The 19,012-nt window shown below is 52.3% G+C and carries 19 protein-coding genes; 6 read left to right on the forward strand and 13 right to left on the reverse strand.

Going from position 1 to position 19,012, the window contains the following annotated elements; translation table 11 throughout:
• Positions 1 to 444: 444 nt before the first annotated feature.
• Positions 445 to 1,518, forward strand: a complete 1,074-nt coding sequence (locus tag AB7U36_RS05445; RefSeq protein ID WP_428158778.1) for a patatin-like phospholipase family protein — start codon at positions 445 to 447, stop codon at positions 1,516 to 1,518.
• Positions 1,519 to 1,525: 7 nt separating this feature from the next.
• Here AB7U36_RS05445 and AB7U36_RS05450 read toward each other — a convergent pair whose 3' ends face one another.
• The 8 genes from AB7U36_RS05450 to fbaA form a co-directional block, all read right to left on the reverse strand.
• A complete protein-coding gene (locus AB7U36_RS05450; protein WP_428158779.1) occupies positions 1,526 to 2,425 on the reverse strand; it encodes an exopolyphosphatase in 900 nt (299 codons plus the stop codon).
• Between the two features lie 73 nt (positions 2,426 to 2,498).
• Positions 2,499 to 3,182, reverse strand: coding sequence for a DUF6515 family protein (locus tag AB7U36_RS05455; protein WP_428158780.1), 684 nt, complete (start codon positions 3,180 to 3,182; stop codon positions 2,499 to 2,501).
• A gap of 152 nt (positions 3,183 to 3,334) precedes the next feature.
• Complete coding sequence (locus AB7U36_RS05460) at positions 3,335 to 4,111, reverse strand: ABC transporter ATP-binding protein (protein ID WP_428158781.1); 777 nt, start codon at positions 4,109 to 4,111, stop codon at positions 3,335 to 3,337.
• Positions 4,098 to 4,985: an ABC transporter ATP-binding protein gene (locus tag AB7U36_RS05465; RefSeq protein ID WP_428158782.1), complete on the reverse strand. Its 888-nt coding sequence runs from the start codon at positions 4,983 to 4,985 to the stop codon at positions 4,098 to 4,100. The genes AB7U36_RS05460 and AB7U36_RS05465 overlap by 14 nt, the downstream gene beginning before the upstream one ends.
• Entirely contained in the window at positions 4,985 to 5,905 is a 921-nt protein-coding gene (locus tag AB7U36_RS05470) for an ABC transporter permease (protein ID WP_428158783.1), read from the reverse strand. Before AB7U36_RS05470 ends, AB7U36_RS05465 begins: the two co-directional genes overlap by 1 nt.
• A gap of 10 nt (positions 5,906 to 5,915) precedes the next feature.
• Positions 5,916 to 6,935, reverse strand: coding sequence for an ABC transporter permease (locus AB7U36_RS05475; protein ID WP_428158784.1), 1,020 nt, complete (start codon positions 6,933 to 6,935; stop codon positions 5,916 to 5,918).
• A gap of 8 nt (positions 6,936 to 6,943) precedes the next feature.
• On the reverse strand, positions 6,944 to 8,524 hold the full coding sequence (locus AB7U36_RS05480) for an ABC transporter substrate-binding protein (protein WP_428158785.1): 1,581 nt from the start codon (positions 8,522 to 8,524) through the stop codon (positions 6,944 to 6,946).
• Between the two features lie 85 nt (positions 8,525 to 8,609).
• The gene (gene fbaA, locus AB7U36_RS05485; RefSeq protein ID WP_428158786.1) at positions 8,610 to 9,641 is read right to left on the reverse strand and encodes a class II fructose-bisphosphate aldolase; all 1,032 of its coding nucleotides are present in this window, start codon (positions 9,639 to 9,641) and stop codon (positions 8,610 to 8,612) included.
• A gap of 215 nt (positions 9,642 to 9,856) precedes the next feature.
• Here fbaA and AB7U36_RS05490 point away from each other — a divergent pair, with 215 nt between their 5' ends.
• From AB7U36_RS05490 to nadE, 3 genes are all read left to right on the forward strand, one after another.
• Positions 9,857 to 10,276, forward strand: a complete 420-nt coding sequence (locus AB7U36_RS05490; protein ID WP_428158787.1) for a hotdog fold thioesterase — start codon at positions 9,857 to 9,859, stop codon at positions 10,274 to 10,276.
• A 67-nt stretch (positions 10,277 to 10,343) separates the two neighbouring features.
• A complete protein-coding gene (locus AB7U36_RS05495; RefSeq protein WP_428158788.1) occupies positions 10,344 to 10,937 on the forward strand; it encodes a TrmH family RNA methyltransferase in 594 nt (197 codons plus the stop codon).
• Entirely contained in the window at positions 10,934 to 11,713 is a 780-nt protein-coding gene (gene nadE, locus AB7U36_RS05500; RefSeq protein ID WP_428158789.1) for an NAD(+) synthase, read from the forward strand. The genes AB7U36_RS05495 and nadE overlap by 4 nt, the downstream gene beginning before the upstream one ends.
• 20 nt (positions 11,714 to 11,733) lie before the next feature.
• Here the strand turns inward: nadE and AB7U36_RS05505 are convergent, their stop codons facing one another.
• From AB7U36_RS05505 to AB7U36_RS05525, 5 genes are all read right to left on the reverse strand, one after another.
• Entirely contained in the window at positions 11,734 to 12,651 is a 918-nt protein-coding gene (locus AB7U36_RS05505) for an AEC family transporter (protein ID WP_428158790.1), read from the reverse strand.
• Between the two features lie 44 nt (positions 12,652 to 12,695).
• A complete protein-coding gene (locus tag AB7U36_RS05510; protein ID WP_428158791.1) occupies positions 12,696 to 13,970 on the reverse strand; it encodes a (Fe-S)-binding protein in 1,275 nt (424 codons plus the stop codon).
• A 1-nt stretch (position 13,971) separates the two neighbouring features.
• Positions 13,972 to 15,345 carry an FAD-binding oxidoreductase gene (locus AB7U36_RS05515; RefSeq protein ID WP_428158792.1) on the reverse strand — a complete coding sequence of 458 codons (1,374 nt, stop codon included), beginning with the start codon at positions 15,343 to 15,345 and terminating at the stop codon, positions 13,972 to 13,974.
• 132 nt (positions 15,346 to 15,477) lie between these two features.
• Positions 15,478 to 15,792, reverse strand: coding sequence for an FAD-binding protein (locus AB7U36_RS05520; protein ID WP_428158793.1), 315 nt, complete (start codon positions 15,790 to 15,792; stop codon positions 15,478 to 15,480).
• Positions 15,793 to 15,794: 2 nt separating this feature from the next.
• Positions 15,795 to 16,199, reverse strand: coding sequence for a hypothetical protein (locus AB7U36_RS05525; RefSeq protein ID WP_428158794.1), 405 nt, complete (start codon positions 16,197 to 16,199; stop codon positions 15,795 to 15,797).
• 77 nt (positions 16,200 to 16,276) lie between these two features.
• Here AB7U36_RS05525 and AB7U36_RS05530 point away from each other — a divergent pair, with 77 nt between their 5' ends.
• Together AB7U36_RS05530 and AB7U36_RS05535 are read left to right on the forward strand one after the other, a co-directional pair.
• Positions 16,277 to 16,963 carry an RluA family pseudouridine synthase gene (locus AB7U36_RS05530; RefSeq protein WP_428158795.1) on the forward strand — a complete coding sequence of 229 codons (687 nt, stop codon included), beginning with the start codon at positions 16,277 to 16,279 and terminating at the stop codon, positions 16,961 to 16,963.
• 83 nt (positions 16,964 to 17,046) lie between these two features.
• Positions 17,047 to 19,012, forward strand: a 1,966-nt coding sequence (locus AB7U36_RS05535) for an SNF2-related protein (RefSeq protein WP_428158796.1), incomplete at its 3' end; no start/stop codon positions are given.

The raw sequence follows: 19,012 nt of genomic DNA on the forward strand, positions 1-19,012 counted from the left end.
TTCCGCCGATTAAGTAAGGATTTTGAGAACCTTACTCTGATGAGCGAAAATGTTATGTATATCGCTATGATTTCAATTTTGATCAGAAGGTTACAGCCGGCTCCTTGTTAATTATCAAACAGGCTCTAAGATCATAAAATTATATGCTTTGGAACAAGTACCTTTTTTCACGTAAGATATCAACCCGGTTGTGGCAAAATTGGTTTTCCGCCCAGATGAATAATCCGGGAGCACACCCGGGAGGTGCTTGCCCCGGTCATGGGGAGGGTAAGAAACAGCGTGGAAACATATAACCTGGAACGGCAATGAAAAAGCCCATGACAATGCCTTTGGGCAGGTATTTAATTTCCATATATATATCCTTATGTTATTGTTGTTCCGCATTTTTTCCCAACAATGCATAAAATTTTCAAAAAGGAAATTTAAAAGATAAGGTACCCACCCATGTCAGACAATCTCACCATTCTTGCCGGATCAACAGCTTACCGCCATATTAAAGAAAACGGTCTTTCTCCTGACCATATCGATGCCATGCTCGGGGCCTCGGGCGCAGCCAAATGGCTCTGCATTTACGGGCTTGATTCCGTAATTTTTTCCCAGTGGTTTTCAGGGCGGACCCGGCCTCTGCACCTGTTCGGCACCTCCATCGGGGCATGGAAATTTGCCGCAGCAGCCCAGGCCAACTGCCAGGAGGCCTTTGACCGGCTTAAACACGCCTATGCCCATCAGTATTATAAAGGCAGGGTCTCAGCAGTCCAGATATTCAGGGAGACCCGGCGGATCATGGATGAATTTCTCACACCCCGGGCCATTGATGAAATCTTGAGCCACCCATGGATCCGCATTGGTTTTTCTGCAGTCCGGTGCAAAGGGCTCATGGGCTCAAAACACCGTCTTATCCAGACCATTGGCGTGGGACAGGCGTTTGCCCTGAATGCGATATCCAGAAAACTTCAGCAGTTCTGTTTTGAACGCGTTTTTTTCCATCACCCCCAATATGACACCGGGATACTGGCGGAAAACAATTTTCCCACAACACCCGTCCCCCTTGACCGGAAAAATTTTTCCAAAGCACTTCTGGCATCAGGGTCCATCCCCATGGTCATGGAGGGCGTGAATTATATTGCGGGCGCACCTGAGGGCACTTACCGGGACGGAGGCCTTCTGGATTATCACCCGGCGTTTTCCTTAAACCCTGAACAGGCCGGTTTTATCCTGTATCCCCACTTTTATACGGAACTGACCCCTGGATGGTTTGATAAAAAATTCACGAAACGAAGGCTTAAAGGCAGGGCCATGGACCGGATTATTCTTCTGGCCCCGTCTCCCGGATTTGTTTCAACCCTGCCCTTTGGCCGCATCCCGGACCGCCGGGATTTTGTCCGGCTCATGGGCAGGGATAATGAAAGGATCCAGGCCTGGAACAAAGCCGCGGAGATGTGCAAGACACTGGGGCACGAATTCATGGAAGCTGCGGAAAACGGCTCCATCAGGGACAAAGTCCGGAAGATTGAATAACGGGAAACTATCCTTGGTCCTGATTGATCTTTAAAATGTCCAGAATTTCATCAATTTTTTTCTGGGCATCACGGGCGTCCAGCGTGCATCCGCCGGCCCCGAAATGTCCGCCGCCGCCATAGCGGGCCAGCATGGAACCCACATTTACCCGGCATTCAGGATTAAAGATGCTGTGACCAACGCTGATCAGAACATGTTTTTTGTCCTGCCCGTCATACCGGATCTTTACACTGGCAATGGCGTCTTCAAACAGGGAGTAGGTCAGAAAACGGTTGCCCGAAGGTACGTTTTCGAGCTTTCTGAAATCGGTCACGGAAATCCGTTCAACCATGGTGGTATAGGTTTCCAGATAATTTTTAAATGCCTTGTTCTCCTCAATCACTTCCCGGCACCGGCTGTCCACCTCGGGATCCTGTAGTATGGCGTTAATATCCGCTTTCCCAAGCATCCCCACCAGGCGCTCCCAATAGGGGATATCCTGAAAATCTTTATTTTTAATGGTCATGGACAAAATCAGGTAAGGATAGTCCTCAGGCGTTTTAACCTGTGCCCGGGTAAGATCGGCGGAATCAATCATATTGGTCTGATCCACCAGTTCATCAAACCGGTTGTCCAGAAGGTTGCGGGCTTTATAATACTTGTAGATAACACAGGCGGCAGACGGTGCAACGTCAAAGGCGCCAGGCACGTTCTGGGCGGGTTTGTTGGAAATGTGGTGATCAAACCACAAATAGGCATGGGTATGCCAGGGCAGATTGGCAAGGATATCACTATCCCGGATATCAGCGGCACCCGAATGAATGGCATTGGGCTCTATCCAGTATATCGGTAAAGACGTATCCAGGGCTTGGCGCAACAGGACTGCGCAGACAATGCCGTCAAAATCAGGACGGGTAACGATTCTCATGGTATTTCCTCGTATCAGGTGGACTATTAAAATCTATTCAATGATGGTGACATGCCCTGCTCCTCCATTGTTCCTATCCCTGGGCCCCGCGGCCGGGCACAGAAACAAGCGATTTCATGACCCAACCATAGGTATTATCAGGAAGCCGGACATAATACCAGTCAGACGCACTGCCCTGGACGATCAGAACATTTCCCATATAAATCCGGGTTAAAACGGCATGGTTTATTCCAGGACCTGACCGGACATTAAGAAGTTTGGCCGTCACCACGACCTGGGTTTCGGAAATCTCCGGATTCACGGATGCTTCAGGGGGTATATGCACAACGGTTGTTGTCTGGGTGGGAACTTGTACCACCTGATATCCGGCAGGCACTCTTCTATAATAAACATTGTCATACACATAATAGGTTAATCCCCCGATCAGCACCGTGACAGCAGCAGCCGGAAGACTGTAGGCAATGATATCCAGCGGAGGACGTACCCAGAAATACCCTTTAGGTCCATGCCTGTAACAGCGGCCACTGTGGAAAAAATAATCTTCTCCCCTGTGCCTGACCATTTGACCGCCCGGCGGAACATGCCTGAAAACCGGACCGGATTTCCCTCCGTGCCCCGGACCACCTCCGTGCCCCGGACCGCCCCAGTGGCCTGATTTCGACCCCGGTCCTGCCAGTGCTGCGGCCGGCAGGATGGAAGTTAAGCCAAAACAAACAAGAATGATTAGGGTTGGGAACTTCAAACATCTATTTTTCATTTTATCCTCCTGATTAAACCATCCAAATTAAATATTGACCTTTGGATCCCGGTAACGTTTCCATGCGCTAAGCTTACATCATCCCTTTGGCAGGATCACAGGCAAAGCGTATACCATCTGAAAAAAACTTGCAAAATCAAAAATTTTTCGGGTCATTCGAAATCCTGAAACTGATCAATGGCGGTTCGGTCATATCCCTTGCCGGCAATAAGAAGCTGTTTTGTGTACTTTTCACTGATCGCACCGCGTTTAAGTTGACTGCGGGTAATGGTCTCAACGGTTTTTCCCCGGTTCATCACCAGAAGCGTATCACACATATGGGAGACCACGGCAAGGTCGTGACTGACAAGGATATAGGTCAGATTTTTTTCCTTGCGTATATCCTGGAGCAGATTCAGCACCTCGGCCTGGATGGATACATCCAGAGCAGAGGTGGGTTCATCCAGCAGGATAACTTCAGGATCAAGGATAAGGGCCCGGGCCACAGCCACCCGCTGGCGCTGCCCGCCCGAGAGCTGGTGGGGAAAACGGAACCTGAACTTCGCGCCCAGGCCAACCTCGTCAAGCACACGCGCCACCCGGTGGTTGGCATCCCCAAACCGGTGGATCTTCACCGGCTCCTTTAGTGTCCGGTCAATGGTATGCCTGGGATGAAGGGAGCCGTAAGGGTCCTGGAAAACCATCTGAACTTTCCGGCAGAACGCCATATCCCTTGTCTGCGTCAACCTGACACCGTCAATTTCCATACGCCCGCTCCAATGGGTCAAAAGCCCTGCGATACAGTTGAGAACCGTTGATTTGCCTGATCCGGACTCTCCCACCAGGCCGAAACTTTGGCCTTTTTCGACGGTAAAGCCGACATCCTTTACCGCATGGCTGCGGGTCCGGCCATGGCCGAAAAAAATATTGAGATGCTCAACGGTGATCATAGGGCGTCTCCCTGCCAAAACGTTCCGGCGGCGGCTTAAGCCAGGCATCATCCCGGACAAGTATGGGCAGATGATCCGGGTTGCCGTCTATTTTAGGCAGGCAGCCAAACAATCCCTTTGTGTAAGGATGATTTGATTTATGCAGATTGCCTGCGTCCACCACTTCCATAATTTGCCCGCCGTACATAATGATCACCCTGTCGCAGAAAGAAGCTACAAGCGCCAGGTCATGGGAGATAAAAATAAGGCCCATACCCCTTTCTCTGACCAGATCATCAAGGATGGCAAGGATCTGGAGCTGCACCGTAACGTCGAGGGCGGATGTGGGCTCATCGGCAATAAGCAGGCTGGGCTCGGGAATAAGCATCATGGCAATCATGATTCTCTGGCCCATGCCCCCGGACACCTCATGGGGATAAAGGCCGTATACCTGCTCAGGATGCCTGATCCTGACTGCTTTGAGCATATCCAAAGTCTTTTGCCGGGCCTGCTTTTTCCCGGCTTTATGATGAATGGTATAGGCCTCGCTGATCTGATTTCCCACGGTTCTTACCGGATTCAGGGAATATTTTGGATCCTGCATGACCATGGAGATTTGCCGGCCTCTGATTTTCCTCATCTGCTTTTCGGAACAGGCCAGAAGATTTCTGCCCCTGAAGGTGATATCCGATGCCCTCACCCTGGCATAGGGCGGCAGCAGACGCAGCACAGCCCGGCCGGTCACGGATTTTCCGGAACCGGATTCTCCCACAATCCCGATTTTTTCCCTGCCCATGGAAAAGCCGACATTGTTGACCGCGCAGACATCGCCTCTGGGAGAAGGAAAGACCACGGACAGATCATTTACCGTGAGCAGTGGTGTGTTGCCGGTCATCAGTTGTCACTCCTTGGATCAAGGACTTCGCGAAGCCCGTCCCCCAAAAGGTTGAATGCAAGGCTGACAATAAAGATGGCAGTCCCGGGCATGGTGATCAGCCACCAGTAGTCGACGATATACGCTCTTCCGCCAGCGGTCATGGCACCCCATTCCGGACAGGGCGGCTGTGCCCCAAGCCCCAGAAATCCGAGGCCTGCGGCTGTGAGGATAATGCCTGCCATATCCAGGGAGACACGGACAATCAGAGAAGACAGGCAAAGGGGCATGATATGGCCGGTAATAATCCTGAGCCCACCAGCCCCCTGCAGCCTGATGGCTTTTATAAAATCCGAATGCCTGATAGTGAGGGTCTCTGCCCGGGAAATTCTGGCGTAAGGTGGCCAGGAGGTGATGGAGATGGCAATAATGGCGTTTTCAATTCCCGGGCCAAGCGCAGAAACAAAGGCCAGGGCCAGAATAAGCTTGGGAAAGGCCAGGAGAATGTCGGTGATACGCATGAGCACCGTATCGACGATTCCGCCGAAATACCCTGCAACTGTACCCACAAGGAGTCCCACAGGCGCTGCAATAATGGCCACAAGACCGATGACATAAAGGGTCAGGCGGGATCCCCAGATAATCCGGGAGAAAATATCACGGCCCATCTCGTCCGTACCCAGATAGTGGGTTGAAGACAACGGCGCAAGGCGGTTGCTGATCTGGGTTTCAACCGGATCATAGGGCGCAATGACAGGCGCGAACACGGCAATGCCAATCAGTGCCACAATAATCAGAAGCCCCAGAACCGCCAGCCGGTTTTTCATGAATGCCAGAAGCCCCAGACAGGCCCTGCCGGTCCAGGCCTGAAAAGCGGACTCCGGCGTATCCGCCAGAAGCCATTCCCTCATGCCGCCTGTTTTTAATGCTTTGTTTGTCATAATTTAAATATCATTGGGGAAACTCACGGGCCCTTGGATCCATTACTTTGTATAAAAAATCGGAGAACAGGTTAACCCCCAGGAATATGGCCCCCGCAACAATAGTGCTGCCTAAAACCGCATTCATGTCGGCGTTAAGCAGGGAATTTGTCAGATACAGGCCCAGGCCCGGCCAGGCAAAAACCGTTTCCGTTAACACCGAGCCTTCAAGCAGGTTGCCGAAACCAAGGGCAATAACGGTAATCAAGGGGATGGCACAATTGCCCAGGGCATGCCCCCATATCACTTTCCACTCCTTGACACCCTTTACCCGGGCAGTAAGAATATACTCCTGGCCAAGCTGCTCAATCATGAAGGACCGGGTCATTCTTGACAGATATGCCATGGAATAATACCCGAGAACGGATGCCGGCAGAATCAGATGATACACGGCGTTTCTGAAAATTTCCCACTCCCCGGCAATCATACTGTCCAGGGTCAAAAAGCCGGTGACAGGGCTTACAATCCCCTCATAAAAGACATCCATACGGCCGGGCCCCGGCAGCAGGTCAAGCCGGGCATAGAAAAACATCAACCCCATCAGCCCGAGCCAGAAAATGGGCAGAGAATATCCGAACAGACCAATGACACGTGTGACATGGTCCAGAAAGCTGTCTCTTTTTACCGCCGAAAATATGCCAAGGGGAATACCCGCCAGAATGCCGATGATCATAGCCGTAATACTCAGTTCAAAAGTGGCCGGAAAAACCCTTAAAATATCGTCGACCACAGAATTGGCCGTGAGCACGGACGTGCCGAAATCACCGCTGAGCACTTTTGAGATATAAATAAAAAACTGTTTCCACAGCGGCAGGTCCAGCCCCATGGCAATGCGGGCTTTTTCGTAAACCTGGGGGGAGGCTTTGTCTCCGACCACAGCCAGCACCGGATCAATGGGAACAACCCGGCCAATGAGAAAGGTGATCAGCAAAAGGCCCAGAAAGGTGGTTGACACCATCACCAGTACCCGGACCACCTGTTTTAGGCCCATGGTCAAAATTATTTGGTTGTGTACTGGTAAAAGTTACTGTCAAAACTTGGTCCCAGAATGAAATTGTTAACATTGGCCTTTTCAGCCACCACTTCAATCTTCTGGAACATGATCACAAAGGGAGAGCACTGCTGGTGTTCCCGCTGGAGATCCAGGTACATCCGGGCGCGTTTGGCCGTATCCCGTTCCAAAACAGCTGCGTCGGTTTTTTGGCTCATCTCCGGGATATCCCAGGCATTTCTCCAGGCAAGGGATTTGGATTTCGCATCATCGGCGTTGTCCGGGTTGCGTGCAAAGGCGTCTGCATTGGTGTGCGGATCCATATAGTCCGGTCCCCAGTCTCCGATATAGATGTCGTGCCGACGGGCCCGGTATTTGGTCAGGGTCTGCTTGCCGTCCCCGGGAATAATCTCAAGTTTTATGCCGGCTTTGGCAAAGGTGGACTGGATGGAAAGGGCCATGGAGGTGAGAGGTTCGGAACTTCTTGTGTCCATGGTGACGGTGAAGCCGTTCCCAAGGCCGGCTTTCTTTAAAAGTGCTTTTGCTTTTTCAATATCAAGGGAAAAAGGCGTTTCTTCCAGGGCGCCCAGAAATCCCTTTGGCAAAAAGGACTGGTGCAGCGTGGCCTGACCGTTAAGGATGGTCTGTTCCATGCCTTTGTAATCAATGAGATACTTAAGTGCCTGGCGCACCTCGGGTATCTTGAGATACTGGTTTTTCTGGTTCAGCCCCAGGTAATAGACCTTACCTTTGGCCCTTTTCTGGAGTTTAATATCTGTATTGTTTTCCAAACTTTTCAGATCATCCGCAGTCAGGTTTCTTGCCATATCAATGTCGCCTTTTTCGAGCAGCATGCGCTGGCTGGAAGATTCGGTGATATGCCGGATGATGATGCGTTTCAATTTCGGCGCATCTCCCCAGTAATGTTCGTTGGCATCAAGCACCATGAGTTCCGATGCTTTCCAGATTCTTAAGGTATAGGGCCCTGAACCAGCATATCCGGTCTTAAGCCAGCCATAGCCAAGATCACCGTCTTTGTCATGTGCCATGACCTCTTTTTTATCCACAACAGACCCGGCTGTTGAGGTCAGGCAGTAAAGAAAAAAGGTGGGGGCATAGGCTTTATCCACAACGATCCTTACCGTGTAGTCATCCACCTTGGTTATGGTTTTCTCCACGTTGTCAGGCGTAAACCCAAACCGGGTCAGGATAAAGGCCGGCGACTTGTCAAGCAGGACAACCCGGCGAAGGGAAAAGACGACATCGTCTGCTGACAGCGTGTTACCCGAAGCAAAGGTAACACCCTTCCTGATTTTAAAGACATAAGTCAAACCATCACCTGAGATATCCCAGCTTTCAGCAATACCCGGATATATCTCACTGACATGATCAACATTATAATTAATCAGCCGGTCGTATGCGTTTGCAGCATATTCAGCACCGGAAAATTCAAAAATTTCCGCCGGATCCAGTGAAATAATATCATCTATTTTGAACGCCATGACAAGGGTATCTTTGGGGGGCGACGCCTGGGCTGTCTGTACCGCAGATAAACACAGGGCAAAAGCAAACAAAAACAGCTTTTTCATTCTATTATCCTCTTAAAACGGGCCAACGCAACACAAGGAACATGCCTTTTGTGGCTTTGCTTTGGAAGCGTAAATCAGGGGGCAATCAGATATTTTTTCCAAGGGAAGTGCCCTCGGATCTTAAGTCCCGGCAGGCCTGCATAATACGGTCAGCCATGCCCCTCTCAGCTTTTTTGCCCCAGGAGCGGGGATCGTACACCTTTTTGTTGCCCACTTCCCCTTCAATCTTGAGCACACCATCATAATTTTTCATCATATGGTCTGCCACTGGCCGGGTATAGGCGTACTGGGTGTCTGTGTCCACGTTCATTTTAACCACCCCGTAATCAAGGGCCTCGTGGATGTCCTTTAATTCAGAACCGGACCCGCCATGGAATACCAGGTCCAGCCGGGTGTCCGCACCAAGCGCCTTGGCCACGGCTTCCTGACCGTCTTTTAAAATTGCAGGCTTGAGCACCACATTACCCGGCTTGTACACCCCATGCACATTGCCGAAGGTCGCGGCCAGAAGAAACCGTCCCATGGCACCCAGTTCCGTTGCAGCCAGCACCATGTCCTGGGGTGTTGTATACAGTTTTTCTTTTTTCACGCCCGAGGTATCATGCCCGTCTTCCTCGCCGCCAACCACGCCGATTTCAATTTCCAGAATCAGGTCATTGGCCATGCAGTCCGCCATAATCTTTTTGGCGGCGGCAATATTTTCAGCCATGGGCAGGGCAGAACCGTCATACATGTGAGAACTGAACAAATTGGGCAGTCCCTTGGCACGGCGCTTTGCCGTCTCTTGGATCAGGGGCATTAAAAAAGGGTCCACATATTCCGGATGGCAGTGATCCGTATGAAGGGCAATATTGACATCATAATAGGCTGCCATGGAATGGGCAAATTCAGCCAGGGCAATAGCGCCTTTATAGGATTGTCCAACCCCCAGGCCCGAGGCAAAGCTGCCGCCGCCTGTGGAAACCTGGATAATTCCGTCGCTGTTGGCCTCTTTGAAAGCTAAAAGTGCGGCATTAATGGTTTCGCTTGAGGTGGTGTTAATGGCCGGGTATGCAAACTTGTTCTGTTTGGCATTATCCAGCATCCTGCAATATTGCTGATAGTTGACAATGGGCATGGTTCGCCTCCTTTTTTTTGTCTGGGTTACGGTTTTGCAGATATACAACAGCCGTTATTGCAAAGTTGATCCAAATCCAATATGTATTTACCTAACGGCGCGACCCGCCCTGCGCCAGAAGAGAAATAGCACGAACAAAGCAATTTTTTAGGCCCGAAACCCGTTATACCAAATCCATTTATAGCAAAGCAATATAAAGAAATGAAGGACAGAACATGATCTGGAAAAAAGAGTTCACTGTTGATGATATGAACCAGTTCGGGGCAGATACACTGATAAGTCTCCTGGATATTACTTTTGTAGAAAAAGGTGAGGACTTTTTGACCGCATCCATGCCCGTGGACAGCCGCACCCATCAGCCCATGGGCATCCTCCACGGCGGTGCCTCGGTGGTCCTGGCCGAAACCCTTGGCAGTTGCGCCTCCCAGATGGCCCTTGATGACGGATATTACAGCGTGGGCCTTGAAATCAAAGCCAATCACATTAAAAGTATATCCCGGGGCCAGGTCACGGGCCGAGCCACACCGTTACATCTGGGAAGGAGTACCCAGGTCTGGGACATTGACATTAAAACCGATAACGGAGAATTGATCTGCGTGTCCCGCCTGACCATGGCGGTATTAAAACACCGTTAAGCAGTTTTGCAATTTTAACGGCAAGGGTGTATACAAAATATTTGGAACTTAACTGGAAAAAAGGATCATGGGCTCATATAAAGCAAGAATGATGATCAAGGCCGCAAAGGAAGAGGCAATGCGCCGATTTCGCCGCCACCGGAATAAAAACCGCCTGGCCACTCCGGGCATTCACAAATGCATCATTGTTCTGGACGGCCTGAAACCCACATTTAACATCGGCAAGATATTCAGAAGCTCAGAGGCCTTTGGCTGCCATGAGGTCCATCTTATCGGCACGGATTTCTTTGATCCGGCACCTGCCAGGGGTGCATTCAAATATGTGCCGGCAAAATTCCACAGCCGGTTCATCTCCTGTTACGCCCAACTTCTTGAAAGGGGATACACCCCGTTTATACTTGAACCGGGCCAGGGCGATCCGGTGATGGATGTGGACCTGCCTGAAAAAAGCGCCTTTGTATTCGGCCATGAAGAGTTCGGCCTCAGCTTTGAACCGGACCTGTTCCCGGAAGTCAAACAACTGACCATCCCCCAGTACGGGCGCTCCCAGAGTCTGAACGTCAGCGTGGCCGCCTCCATCATGCTGTACGAATACGCCCGGCAGTTTGCCTGCGGGGATTTGGAAACCCAAGCAACCCATCCATGCAAGGAAAGAATATGAATGCAGAAAAAGTGGCTGCCCACATCATCAACTGGCTGAAAGACTATGTCGAGGCATCCGGATTAAAGGGATTCACTATCGGCGTATCCGGCGGGATTGATTCCGCTGTCACATCAACTTTATGCGCAAGGACAGGTTACCCTGTAATCGCCCTGAACATGCCCATCCACCAGGCATCGGACCAGATCTCCCGGTCCAGCGCGCACCTTGACTGGTTGTCTAAAACCTACGGCAATGTCACAGGTCATGATGTCAACCTTACCCCGGTATTTGAGCAGGTAAAAACAACCTTGCCGTCAGACATTCAGGATGGCCTGACCATGGCCAATACCCGGTCCAGGCTTCGCATGATCACCCTGTACGCCTTTGCCGCCCACCACCGCATGCTCGTGACCGGCACCGGCAACAAGGTGGAGGATTTCGGCGTGGGATTTTATACCAAATACGGGGACGGCGGCGTGGACATATCCCCCATTGCAGACCTGATGAAAACCGAAGTGTATGCCCTAGGCCAGTACCTTGGCGTCAGCCGGGATATCCTTTCGGCCCGGCCCACCGACGGGCTTTGGGAAGACAACCGTACGGACGAAAGCCAGATCGGGGCGTCCTATGAGGAGCTGGAATGGGCCATGGCCTATGAAGCCGGGGACAAAAGCCAGGATATAACAGATCATCAGAAAAATGTTCTGAACGTATATAAAAAATTCAACCGGGCCAACCGCCATAAAATGGAACCCATTCCGGTGTGTAGCATCCCCGGAGCGCTGAAATCATAAATTTTAAACACCGCATATTGTCACCCCATGCTCAGCCATATGCCGTAAGTAAGCCCGGACAGAAGCGTAGAGATTGAGATCACGGCCACGGCAAGGTCCGGATCACCGCCGATCTGTTCTGCCATGATATAGACCAGGGTAGCCGAGGGCGCAGCAAGGATAATCAGCCCCGGAATAAAATCCTGGGCAGATATCCCAGACAGTTTAAACAGAACAAATCCCATGGCAGGCATCACCAGAAGCTTTAATACCGACGTCATCACCACAGAAGAAAAGACCAGCCTGATCTTTCCAAAGGAGAGAGAAGCCCCGATCAGCAGCAGTGCCATGGGCAGCGCCATCCCCTTAAGGATGGTAAGCGGCCGGTCCAGAATCACCGGCAGGGACAGCCCCAAAAGGGAATAAACAATGCCGGCCAGGGCAGACAGGATCACCGGGTTGGTCATGGCAGACCCCAGGGTTGAGGTCAGGTTTGTACTGCGGCCGGAATTCCGGCTGTAAAACTGGAGCACTGCCACAGCCAGAATATTTTGCAGAACCATGACAAAGCCTGCAATAATGGCTGCCTTGACAAAGCCCGCGTGGCCCAGGTAATAAAAGGCCACAGCCAGGCCGATATACCCCAGATTGCCATGAAAGGCACAGTGGATAAAGGTGCCTTTTGATGATTGTGCAATGTTTGCGGTGTGTGCCGTCAGCCAGGCTGCCGGCACAATAAGACACACAGTTGCAAGCGTGACCAGGATCACCCCCGGATGAAATTGGGTTTTCAAAGAAGATTTGGCAATGGCGCTGAAAATCATGGCAGGGATGGCAATGTAATAAACAAGGAGATTGGCCTGGTGTAAAAAATCCCGGGATAAAAAGCCTTTACGCCGGGCAAACATACCCAGAAAGATAATAATGAATATCGGGATGATGGTTGAAATAATGTCCATGTGACCGCTGCCGCTTAATTTAATAGTATAAAAATTTCCATGTCCTAAAACCTAATAACCCGCCCGAAAGGCAGGAATTGAGCGGCAACACACGCCGGATGCACCACGGTTAAGCCTGCGGGGTCATCAAGATATCCGCCCAGGTTTATCCGGCACACCGGACAGTCTGTCACCCAGAGATCCGCCCCAGTGGCTTTGGCATTGGCCACTTTTTTCTTTGCGATGCCCCTGGACACCTCCGGATATTCGTAGAAAAAGGTACCGCCCCCGCCGCAGCAGGAGGCCATATCCAGGGCCTGGGTATATTCAACACCCTTTAGTGCATTCAACAAGGCCTGGGCACTTCCCGGGGTGGGCAGATGGTTTCGCAGATGGCAGGGCTGGTGATAGGTGACGCGCACCGCCTCATCGTTTTGGGGAAAGTCTTCGGGGGTTTCATAGGCCATGATAAAGGCGCTGATATCCACCACTTTTCCTGCAACCCGATTTGCCGCATCCTGATCCAGATCAAACTCTTTTGCAAGCGCAGGATAGTCATTTTTCAATGCAGCACCGCAGGTGGGGCAGTCCACGATCACAGCATCAATGCCCTGGGCATCCAGGCAGGCCAGGTTGTTATTCACATTATTTTTTACCTTTTCCCGGCCGCCGTGGAAAAGCATGGGAGTGCCGCAGCAGGTCTGGGTTTCGGGAATGATCACCTCAACCCCCATGTGGCGCAGAATATTCAGGACAGCAAAGCCGGTGTCATCAAAAAGGTAATTGGTGGCACAGCCGGAGAAATAAGCCACTCGTCCGTATTTCAGTCCTGATGCAGTCTTTGATTTATGCCCGGGCATGGGCGTCATCGGGTCCCGGGCTGCTGCCCTGAACGGGATTTTATTCAAAACAGGAAACTGTTTTAACGCGATGTTGCCCAGCCGGTATTTTTCGGCAAACACCTGGGGTACAATTTTCTGGGCTATTTTCGCCGCCCCTGCCACCATCCTGATTCTGGATTCCTTTGCCAGAAGATAGACCAGGCTTTTGATCTCGGGCATATCCCCGTGGTCGAGAATCATCTTTTCGCGCATGCGTATATATCGTTCGGGATGGTTGATGCCCGCAGGACAGATGGTGGCGCAGTTACCGCACATCAGGCATTTGGAGATAATCTCCTTGAGTTTTTCAGATGAGCCGACCCTATGGGCTGAAAAAAAATCAATGAGCTGTATCCGGCCTCTCGGGGAGGCATCCTCGGTGCCCTGGGCCAGGTATGTCGGGCACACAGACAGACAGAACCCGCACCTGTTGCAATGTTGTCCGTATGAATCTGCCATGTTACACAAACTTCCCGGGATTCAGGATACCGTCCGGATCCACTGCGTTTTTAATGACACCCATGAACTCAATGGCATCTTCGCTCATGACCAAAGGCAGATATTTGGCCTTGGCAAGGCCGATGCCGTGCTCGCCGGACAGGGTGCCGTTCAGGGAAGCGGCTGCAGCCATAATCTCGTCAAATGCTTTTTCCACCCTGCCCCACTCTTCTGTATTGGTTTTGTCCGCCGGAATCATGGGGTGCATATTTCCGTCGCCGGCATGGGCCATCACCCCCACGATGAGCTTGTATTTATCTGTGATATCCACGATGATACGGGTCATTTCCGGAATTTTGCCGGCGGGCACCACAACATCTTCCATGTAGAGACTAGGTGAAAGCTTGGCAAAGACCCCGTAGGCCGAACGTCTTGCCTGCCAGAGTTTTTCACGTTCCTCCTCTGTCTTGGCAACCGCTATGTTCACAGCCCCGTTGGCTTCAAGCTTTTCGGTAATTTTGTTTATCTCTTTTTCACACGCCTCTTTCACCCCGTCCACTTCGATAAGCAGTGTGCCTTCGGCCTCCACGGGCAGCCCGATATGGGCCTTGGCTTCAATGGTCCGGATGGTGGTCTTGTCCATCAACTCCAATGCCACCGGCAAAATACCGGCACCAATGATATCAGCCACGGCTTTTGCCGTATTGTCCAGATCATCAAAGGTGACAAGCAGCGTGGACACGCTTTCAGGCAGGGGCAACACCTTGAGGATGACGGAAGTAACCATGCCCAAAGTTCCCTCGGATCCGCAGAACAGGCTGGAGAGCCGGTAGCCGGTGACATCCTTGACATTGCGGCTGCCAAAGCGCACCACCTTTCCCGAAGCCAGCACCACCTCCATGCCCAGGATATAATCAACGGTTACCCCGTACTTCAGACACCGGGGGCCCCCGGCATTCTGGGCCACGTTGCCGCCAATGGTGGACACAGCCATGGAGCCGGGATCCGGGGGATAAAAGAACCCGGACGGGGCCAGTGCCTTTTGAAGATCAGCATTGACCACGCCGGGTTCCACAATCACGTACCGGTCTTTGGTGTTGATCTCAATGATCCGGTTCATTTTTGAAAAGCACAGGACCACCCCGCCTTTGGCCGGGATGCTGGCCCCGCACACCGAAGTGCCCGCGCCCCTGGCCGTCACCGGAATCTTATGGGCAGAACATATTTTTAAAATGCCGGACACCTCATCCCGGGTACAGGGAAACAGGACCAGGTCGGGCATGGCCTCTTCAAAATAAGCATCATAACAATAACAGGCCAGTTGCTCTGGGGAATCATAACACCTGTCCTTGCCCACGATCTCTTTGAGGCGGTTTATGGCTTCTGTGTTGATCATCTTTGCATCATCCTAATAATAGTGTTCAAACAGTCCACAACTACAGGAATGCTTCAGGCATTGTCAAACGCTTTCCATGGTGACGGGAATGCCCTAATCGGATTTCTCTGTTCATGGGTTACCTCAAAAGAGTCAACTTCTCGTTTTTTCGGCCGCGGCATGTCTGCCCGCGATGTATCCCTGGCAGATGGCACGCGCCAAGCCGTGCTGGCTAAAACCTCCGGCGGATTCGCCGCCGCAGTAGAGTCCCGGTATGACCTCGCCGTTCAGATCCTGCACCTGACACTTGGCATTGATTCGCAGGCCGGCGCGCGTGTCATGGATAACGGGAGCGGCCCAAGCGGCCCAGGCAGCGTAAAAGGGCGGGTTCTCGATCCTGTATCTGGGAGCCGGTTTGCCAAAGTCCTCATCTTTTCCGGTTTCCACGAAAGTATTGTACCTAGCCACCGTTATGCTGGTCCCCCAATCCCCGCAAGAGCCACATTGATAAAGTTGTTGGGGTTATACTTGATATTTGCCGCGTTCCGATAACTGCCCGGAACGTAAGGATTGATAGACTTTGCATTATTTGAGGTGAATTGCTCCACGGTTTCGTCATAGAACCGTTTGCCCAGCATGTTAACCAGTATGATGTTCTGCCAGTCAGACACCCGCAGTCCGGATGCTCCTGCCCGGTGGAATACAGGGCTTCCGGGCATCCATCGCAGGTTCCGGTAACCATACCGGCATCCGATGAGTCCCGGTTTTGTAATACCCGTGCCGAATTCCCCGGTTTGGTTGTAAAGCCCCCGGAGAGATGCGCCGATTGACATGGCGGCGATCTCTCCGCTGGCATCCTGATCGGACCAGGGCATTCCTGCCCCTGTCTTTAGTTGCCCCTGCCCTTCATTGCCTTTGACCCCCGGCCCGAAATGGGATAGGATGGGCTGCCATGAAAGAAAAAATCAAAATCATAGAACAGGGACAAGGCTGGATCTGCGCGGAAAAGCCCGGGGGCATCAGTGTCCATAACGATCCGGGCAGGGATATGATATCCGGACTCCAAAAAAGACTAGGCCCCGGCAGCACGGAAATACTCCAGCCCGTGCACCGCCTGGATAAGGAAACCTCGGGACTCCTCCTTGTGGCCACAACCCGGGACACCCTGACCAGCCTCTCGGACCTTTTTGCAGGGGGGACGGTGACAAAACGCTATAAAGCCCTGGTCCACGGCCATTTTGACCATCCCGGCCAGGCCAGGGGCACCTGGGATACCCCCCTGACCAACTCCGCCGGCGGCAGAGCAGATCCCCGGGGCCAGGGAAAACGGATCAAGGCCCTGACCCGCTATAGGGTCCTGGACCAGTCCCTCCATTATACCCTTCTGGACATTGAATTGTTCACCGGCCGCAAGCACCAGATCCGGCGCCACGCCAAACTGGCAGGGCATCCGGTCGTGGGCGATCCCCGGTATGGCTCCCCGAGGGCCCTTGAATTCCTAAAAACCCAAAAGCAGTTCGACGCCATGGGCCTGCACGCCTGTTTCCTCAAGTTCAGGGACAAGGGCAGGACCGTCACCCTGGAGCTTCAGGATCTGCCCCCGGAAGTTGCACGACTGTTTGAAGAGGACAAAGCATAGACTTGCAGCAGCTTGTTAAAGGATTTGATATATCTGCGCCGGAGAATAACAATGGCGGAAATAAGATTAAGAGACAAGATTAATTGACGGACAGAACGAAAGAACAACCGGTTGTTTCAGTCATGCCGGACCAGGCGTTGGTGCTTGAATGGGAAACGGTTAAAGACACGATTTCCCCGGATCGGGTACAGTGCCTGCAGGAAATCACCCAAAGCGCTGAAACTCCTGGGAACGACTGGCTTTACAACCTGGGGTTCAAGCAATTTTCTTGGGATTTTTCAGCCTCCCTGGACTATTTCCTGCGGTTTTCCCGCTGTTTTGTCCGGGAGCTGTTAAAGACAGCCGAACTTGAAACCCTGGGGCAGGACGCTGTCATCGGCTTACCGCCGGGACTTGTCAGCGATTTCATTTCAGCCTGTCCCATGATGGCCGGGGCCGAATACGTAACCGCCGGTATGCTGGAGGAGCTGTGGCAGGGGTTTAATGAGGCGTTTTCCCGTGATATCAAAGCATTCAGGGGCCGGGTCAGCGATTATTTCCGGGAGAAAAACCCCGATCTTCACCCGGCGGGCCGGGTGTTTTTCCATCTGGTGGAAAATAAAAATCCGGGCCTGCCCTTTGCCTTTATGGCTACCTATTCCGCAGGCATGGGAGCCAATGGAAAACCCAAGCACCTGCCCCTGAAACATGCCATTGAAACCCATGACCATGACGACCTTCTGACCCTGTTATCCACGGTGTACAAGGCGGCGGAAAAAAGCCGGATAATAGCGGATCTCATTGAATCCGGCGAATTGTTCCATCCCCTGGCCTGGGATGGGGATGAGGCGTTTCGCTTTCTAAAAGAGATTCCGGATTACGAGGCCTGCGGTGTGCTCTGCCGGATTCCGGACTGGTGGAAGCAAAGTGCATCCACCCCCCGGGTGACTCTCTCCATGGGGGACAGCAAACCAACCATGGCCGGGCTGGATGCGCTGCTTGATTTCAACGTCAGTGTGGAATTAGGCGGTCTGGCGTTATCCAGGCAGGAGGTTGAAGCCATCCTGGAACAGACCGAAGGCCTGGCGTTTATCAAAAACAAATGGGTGGCTGTGGACCCGGAAAAACTCAAACAGGCCCTGAAAGCCTGGGACCGGATTGAAGCTCTGGCCGCCCAGGGCATGACCCTGGGAACAGCCATGCGGGCCAGTCTGGCCCCGGAAAAGATGCTTGGCCAGGGCAATGCCGGCCAGGTGGATGTCTGTGTCTCCAACGGAACATGGCTGGCATCTGTACTGGAAAAAATGACCCACCCGGAACAGATTGATCCGGTGGCACCGGGCAAAGGCTTTAAAGCAAAATTGCGGCCCTACCAGTCAAAGGGCGTAAACTGGCTGAACTTTTTGACCGCTTACGGGTTCGGGGCCTGCCTGGCCGATGATATGGGCCTGGGAAAAACCGTCCAGATCCTGGCATGGCTGAGTACCTTTCCTGAAACCGGCAAACGCCCGGCAAGCCTTCTGGTGGTGCCGGCCTCTTTGATTTCAAACTGGCAGGGAGAAATCAGCCGGTTTCTGCCTGGCCTTAAAACCTGTGTGGCCCACCCCGGTTTTACCGCGTCGGATTCACAGCCCGGCAAGACAGAGAAGAACAAGGCGCTCAAGCTGCCCAAGGCTCAACTGGATCGCCTGGACCTGGTCATCACCAGCTACGCCCTGGTGAAAAAATACGCCTGGCTTGCCAAGTATTCCTGGCACTGCCTGATCCTGGACGAGGCCCAGGCCATTAAAAATCCCGCCACCCAGCAAACCCGGGCCGTCAAAGCCCTGCCTGGGGCCCACCGGATCGTCATGACCGGCACGCCCGTGGAAAACCGGCTGTCAGACCTGTGGTCCTTGTTTGATTTTTTAAATCCCGGGCTTTTGGGCAACAGGACAGAGTTCTCTAAGTTTGCCAAAACCCTGAAAGACAATCCAAACGGATATGCCAGGCTGCGGCAGATGATATTTCCCTATATCCTGCGCAGCCTGAAAACCGATAAAACCGTAATCTCAGACCTGCCGGACAAGG

Source organism: Desulfobacter sp. (assembly GCF_050177295.1).

Coding starts and splice junctions, on each gene's coding strand:
- AB7U36_RS05475 (WP_428158784.1), bottom strand. CDS start 6,935: ATGGGCCTAAAACAGGTGGTCCGGGTACTGGTGATGGTGTCAACCACC.
- AB7U36_RS05505 (WP_428158790.1), bottom strand. CDS start 12,651: ATGGACATTATTTCAACCATCATCCCGATATTCATTATTATCTTTCTG.
- AB7U36_RS05445 (WP_428158778.1), top strand. CDS start 445: ATGTCAGACAATCTCACCATTCTTGCCGGATCAACAGCTTACCGCCAT.
- AB7U36_RS05525 (WP_428158794.1), bottom strand. CDS start 16,199: ATGCCCTGGTCCGATCAGGATGCCAGCGGAGAGATCGCCGCCATGTCA.
- AB7U36_RS05480 (WP_428158785.1), bottom strand. CDS start 8,524: ATGAAAAAGCTGTTTTTGTTTGCTTTTGCCCTGTGTTTATCTGCGGTA.
- AB7U36_RS05470 (WP_428158783.1), bottom strand. CDS start 5,905: ATGACAAACAAAGCATTAAAAACAGGCGGCATGAGGGAATGGCTTCTG.
- AB7U36_RS05465 (WP_428158782.1), bottom strand. CDS start 4,985: ATGACCGGCAACACACCACTGCTCACGGTAAATGATCTGTCCGTGGTC.
- AB7U36_RS05455 (WP_428158780.1), bottom strand. CDS start 3,182: ATGAAAAATAGATGTTTGAAGTTCCCAACCCTAATCATTCTTGTTTGT.
- AB7U36_RS05450 (WP_428158779.1), bottom strand. CDS start 2,425: ATGAGAATCGTTACCCGTCCTGATTTTGACGGCATTGTCTGCGCAGTC.
- AB7U36_RS05530 (WP_428158795.1), top strand. CDS start 16,277: ATGAAAGAAAAAATCAAAATCATAGAACAGGGACAAGGCTGGATCTGC.
- AB7U36_RS05460 (WP_428158781.1), bottom strand. CDS start 4,111: ATGATCACCGTTGAGCATCTCAATATTTTTTTCGGCCATGGCCGGACC.
- nadE (WP_428158789.1), top strand. CDS start 10,934: ATGAATGCAGAAAAAGTGGCTGCCCACATCATCAACTGGCTGAAAGAC.
- fbaA (WP_428158786.1), bottom strand. CDS start 9,641: ATGCCCATTGTCAACTATCAGCAATATTGCAGGATGCTGGATAATGCC.
- AB7U36_RS05515 (WP_428158792.1), bottom strand. CDS start 15,345: ATGATCAACACAGAAGCCATAAACCGCCTCAAAGAGATCGTGGGCAAG.
- AB7U36_RS05510 (WP_428158791.1), bottom strand. CDS start 13,970: ATGGCAGATTCATACGGACAACATTGCAACAGGTGCGGGTTCTGTCTG.
- AB7U36_RS05495 (WP_428158788.1), top strand. CDS start 10,344: ATGGGCTCATATAAAGCAAGAATGATGATCAAGGCCGCAAAGGAAGAG.
- AB7U36_RS05490 (WP_428158787.1), top strand. CDS start 9,857: ATGATCTGGAAAAAAGAGTTCACTGTTGATGATATGAACCAGTTCGGG.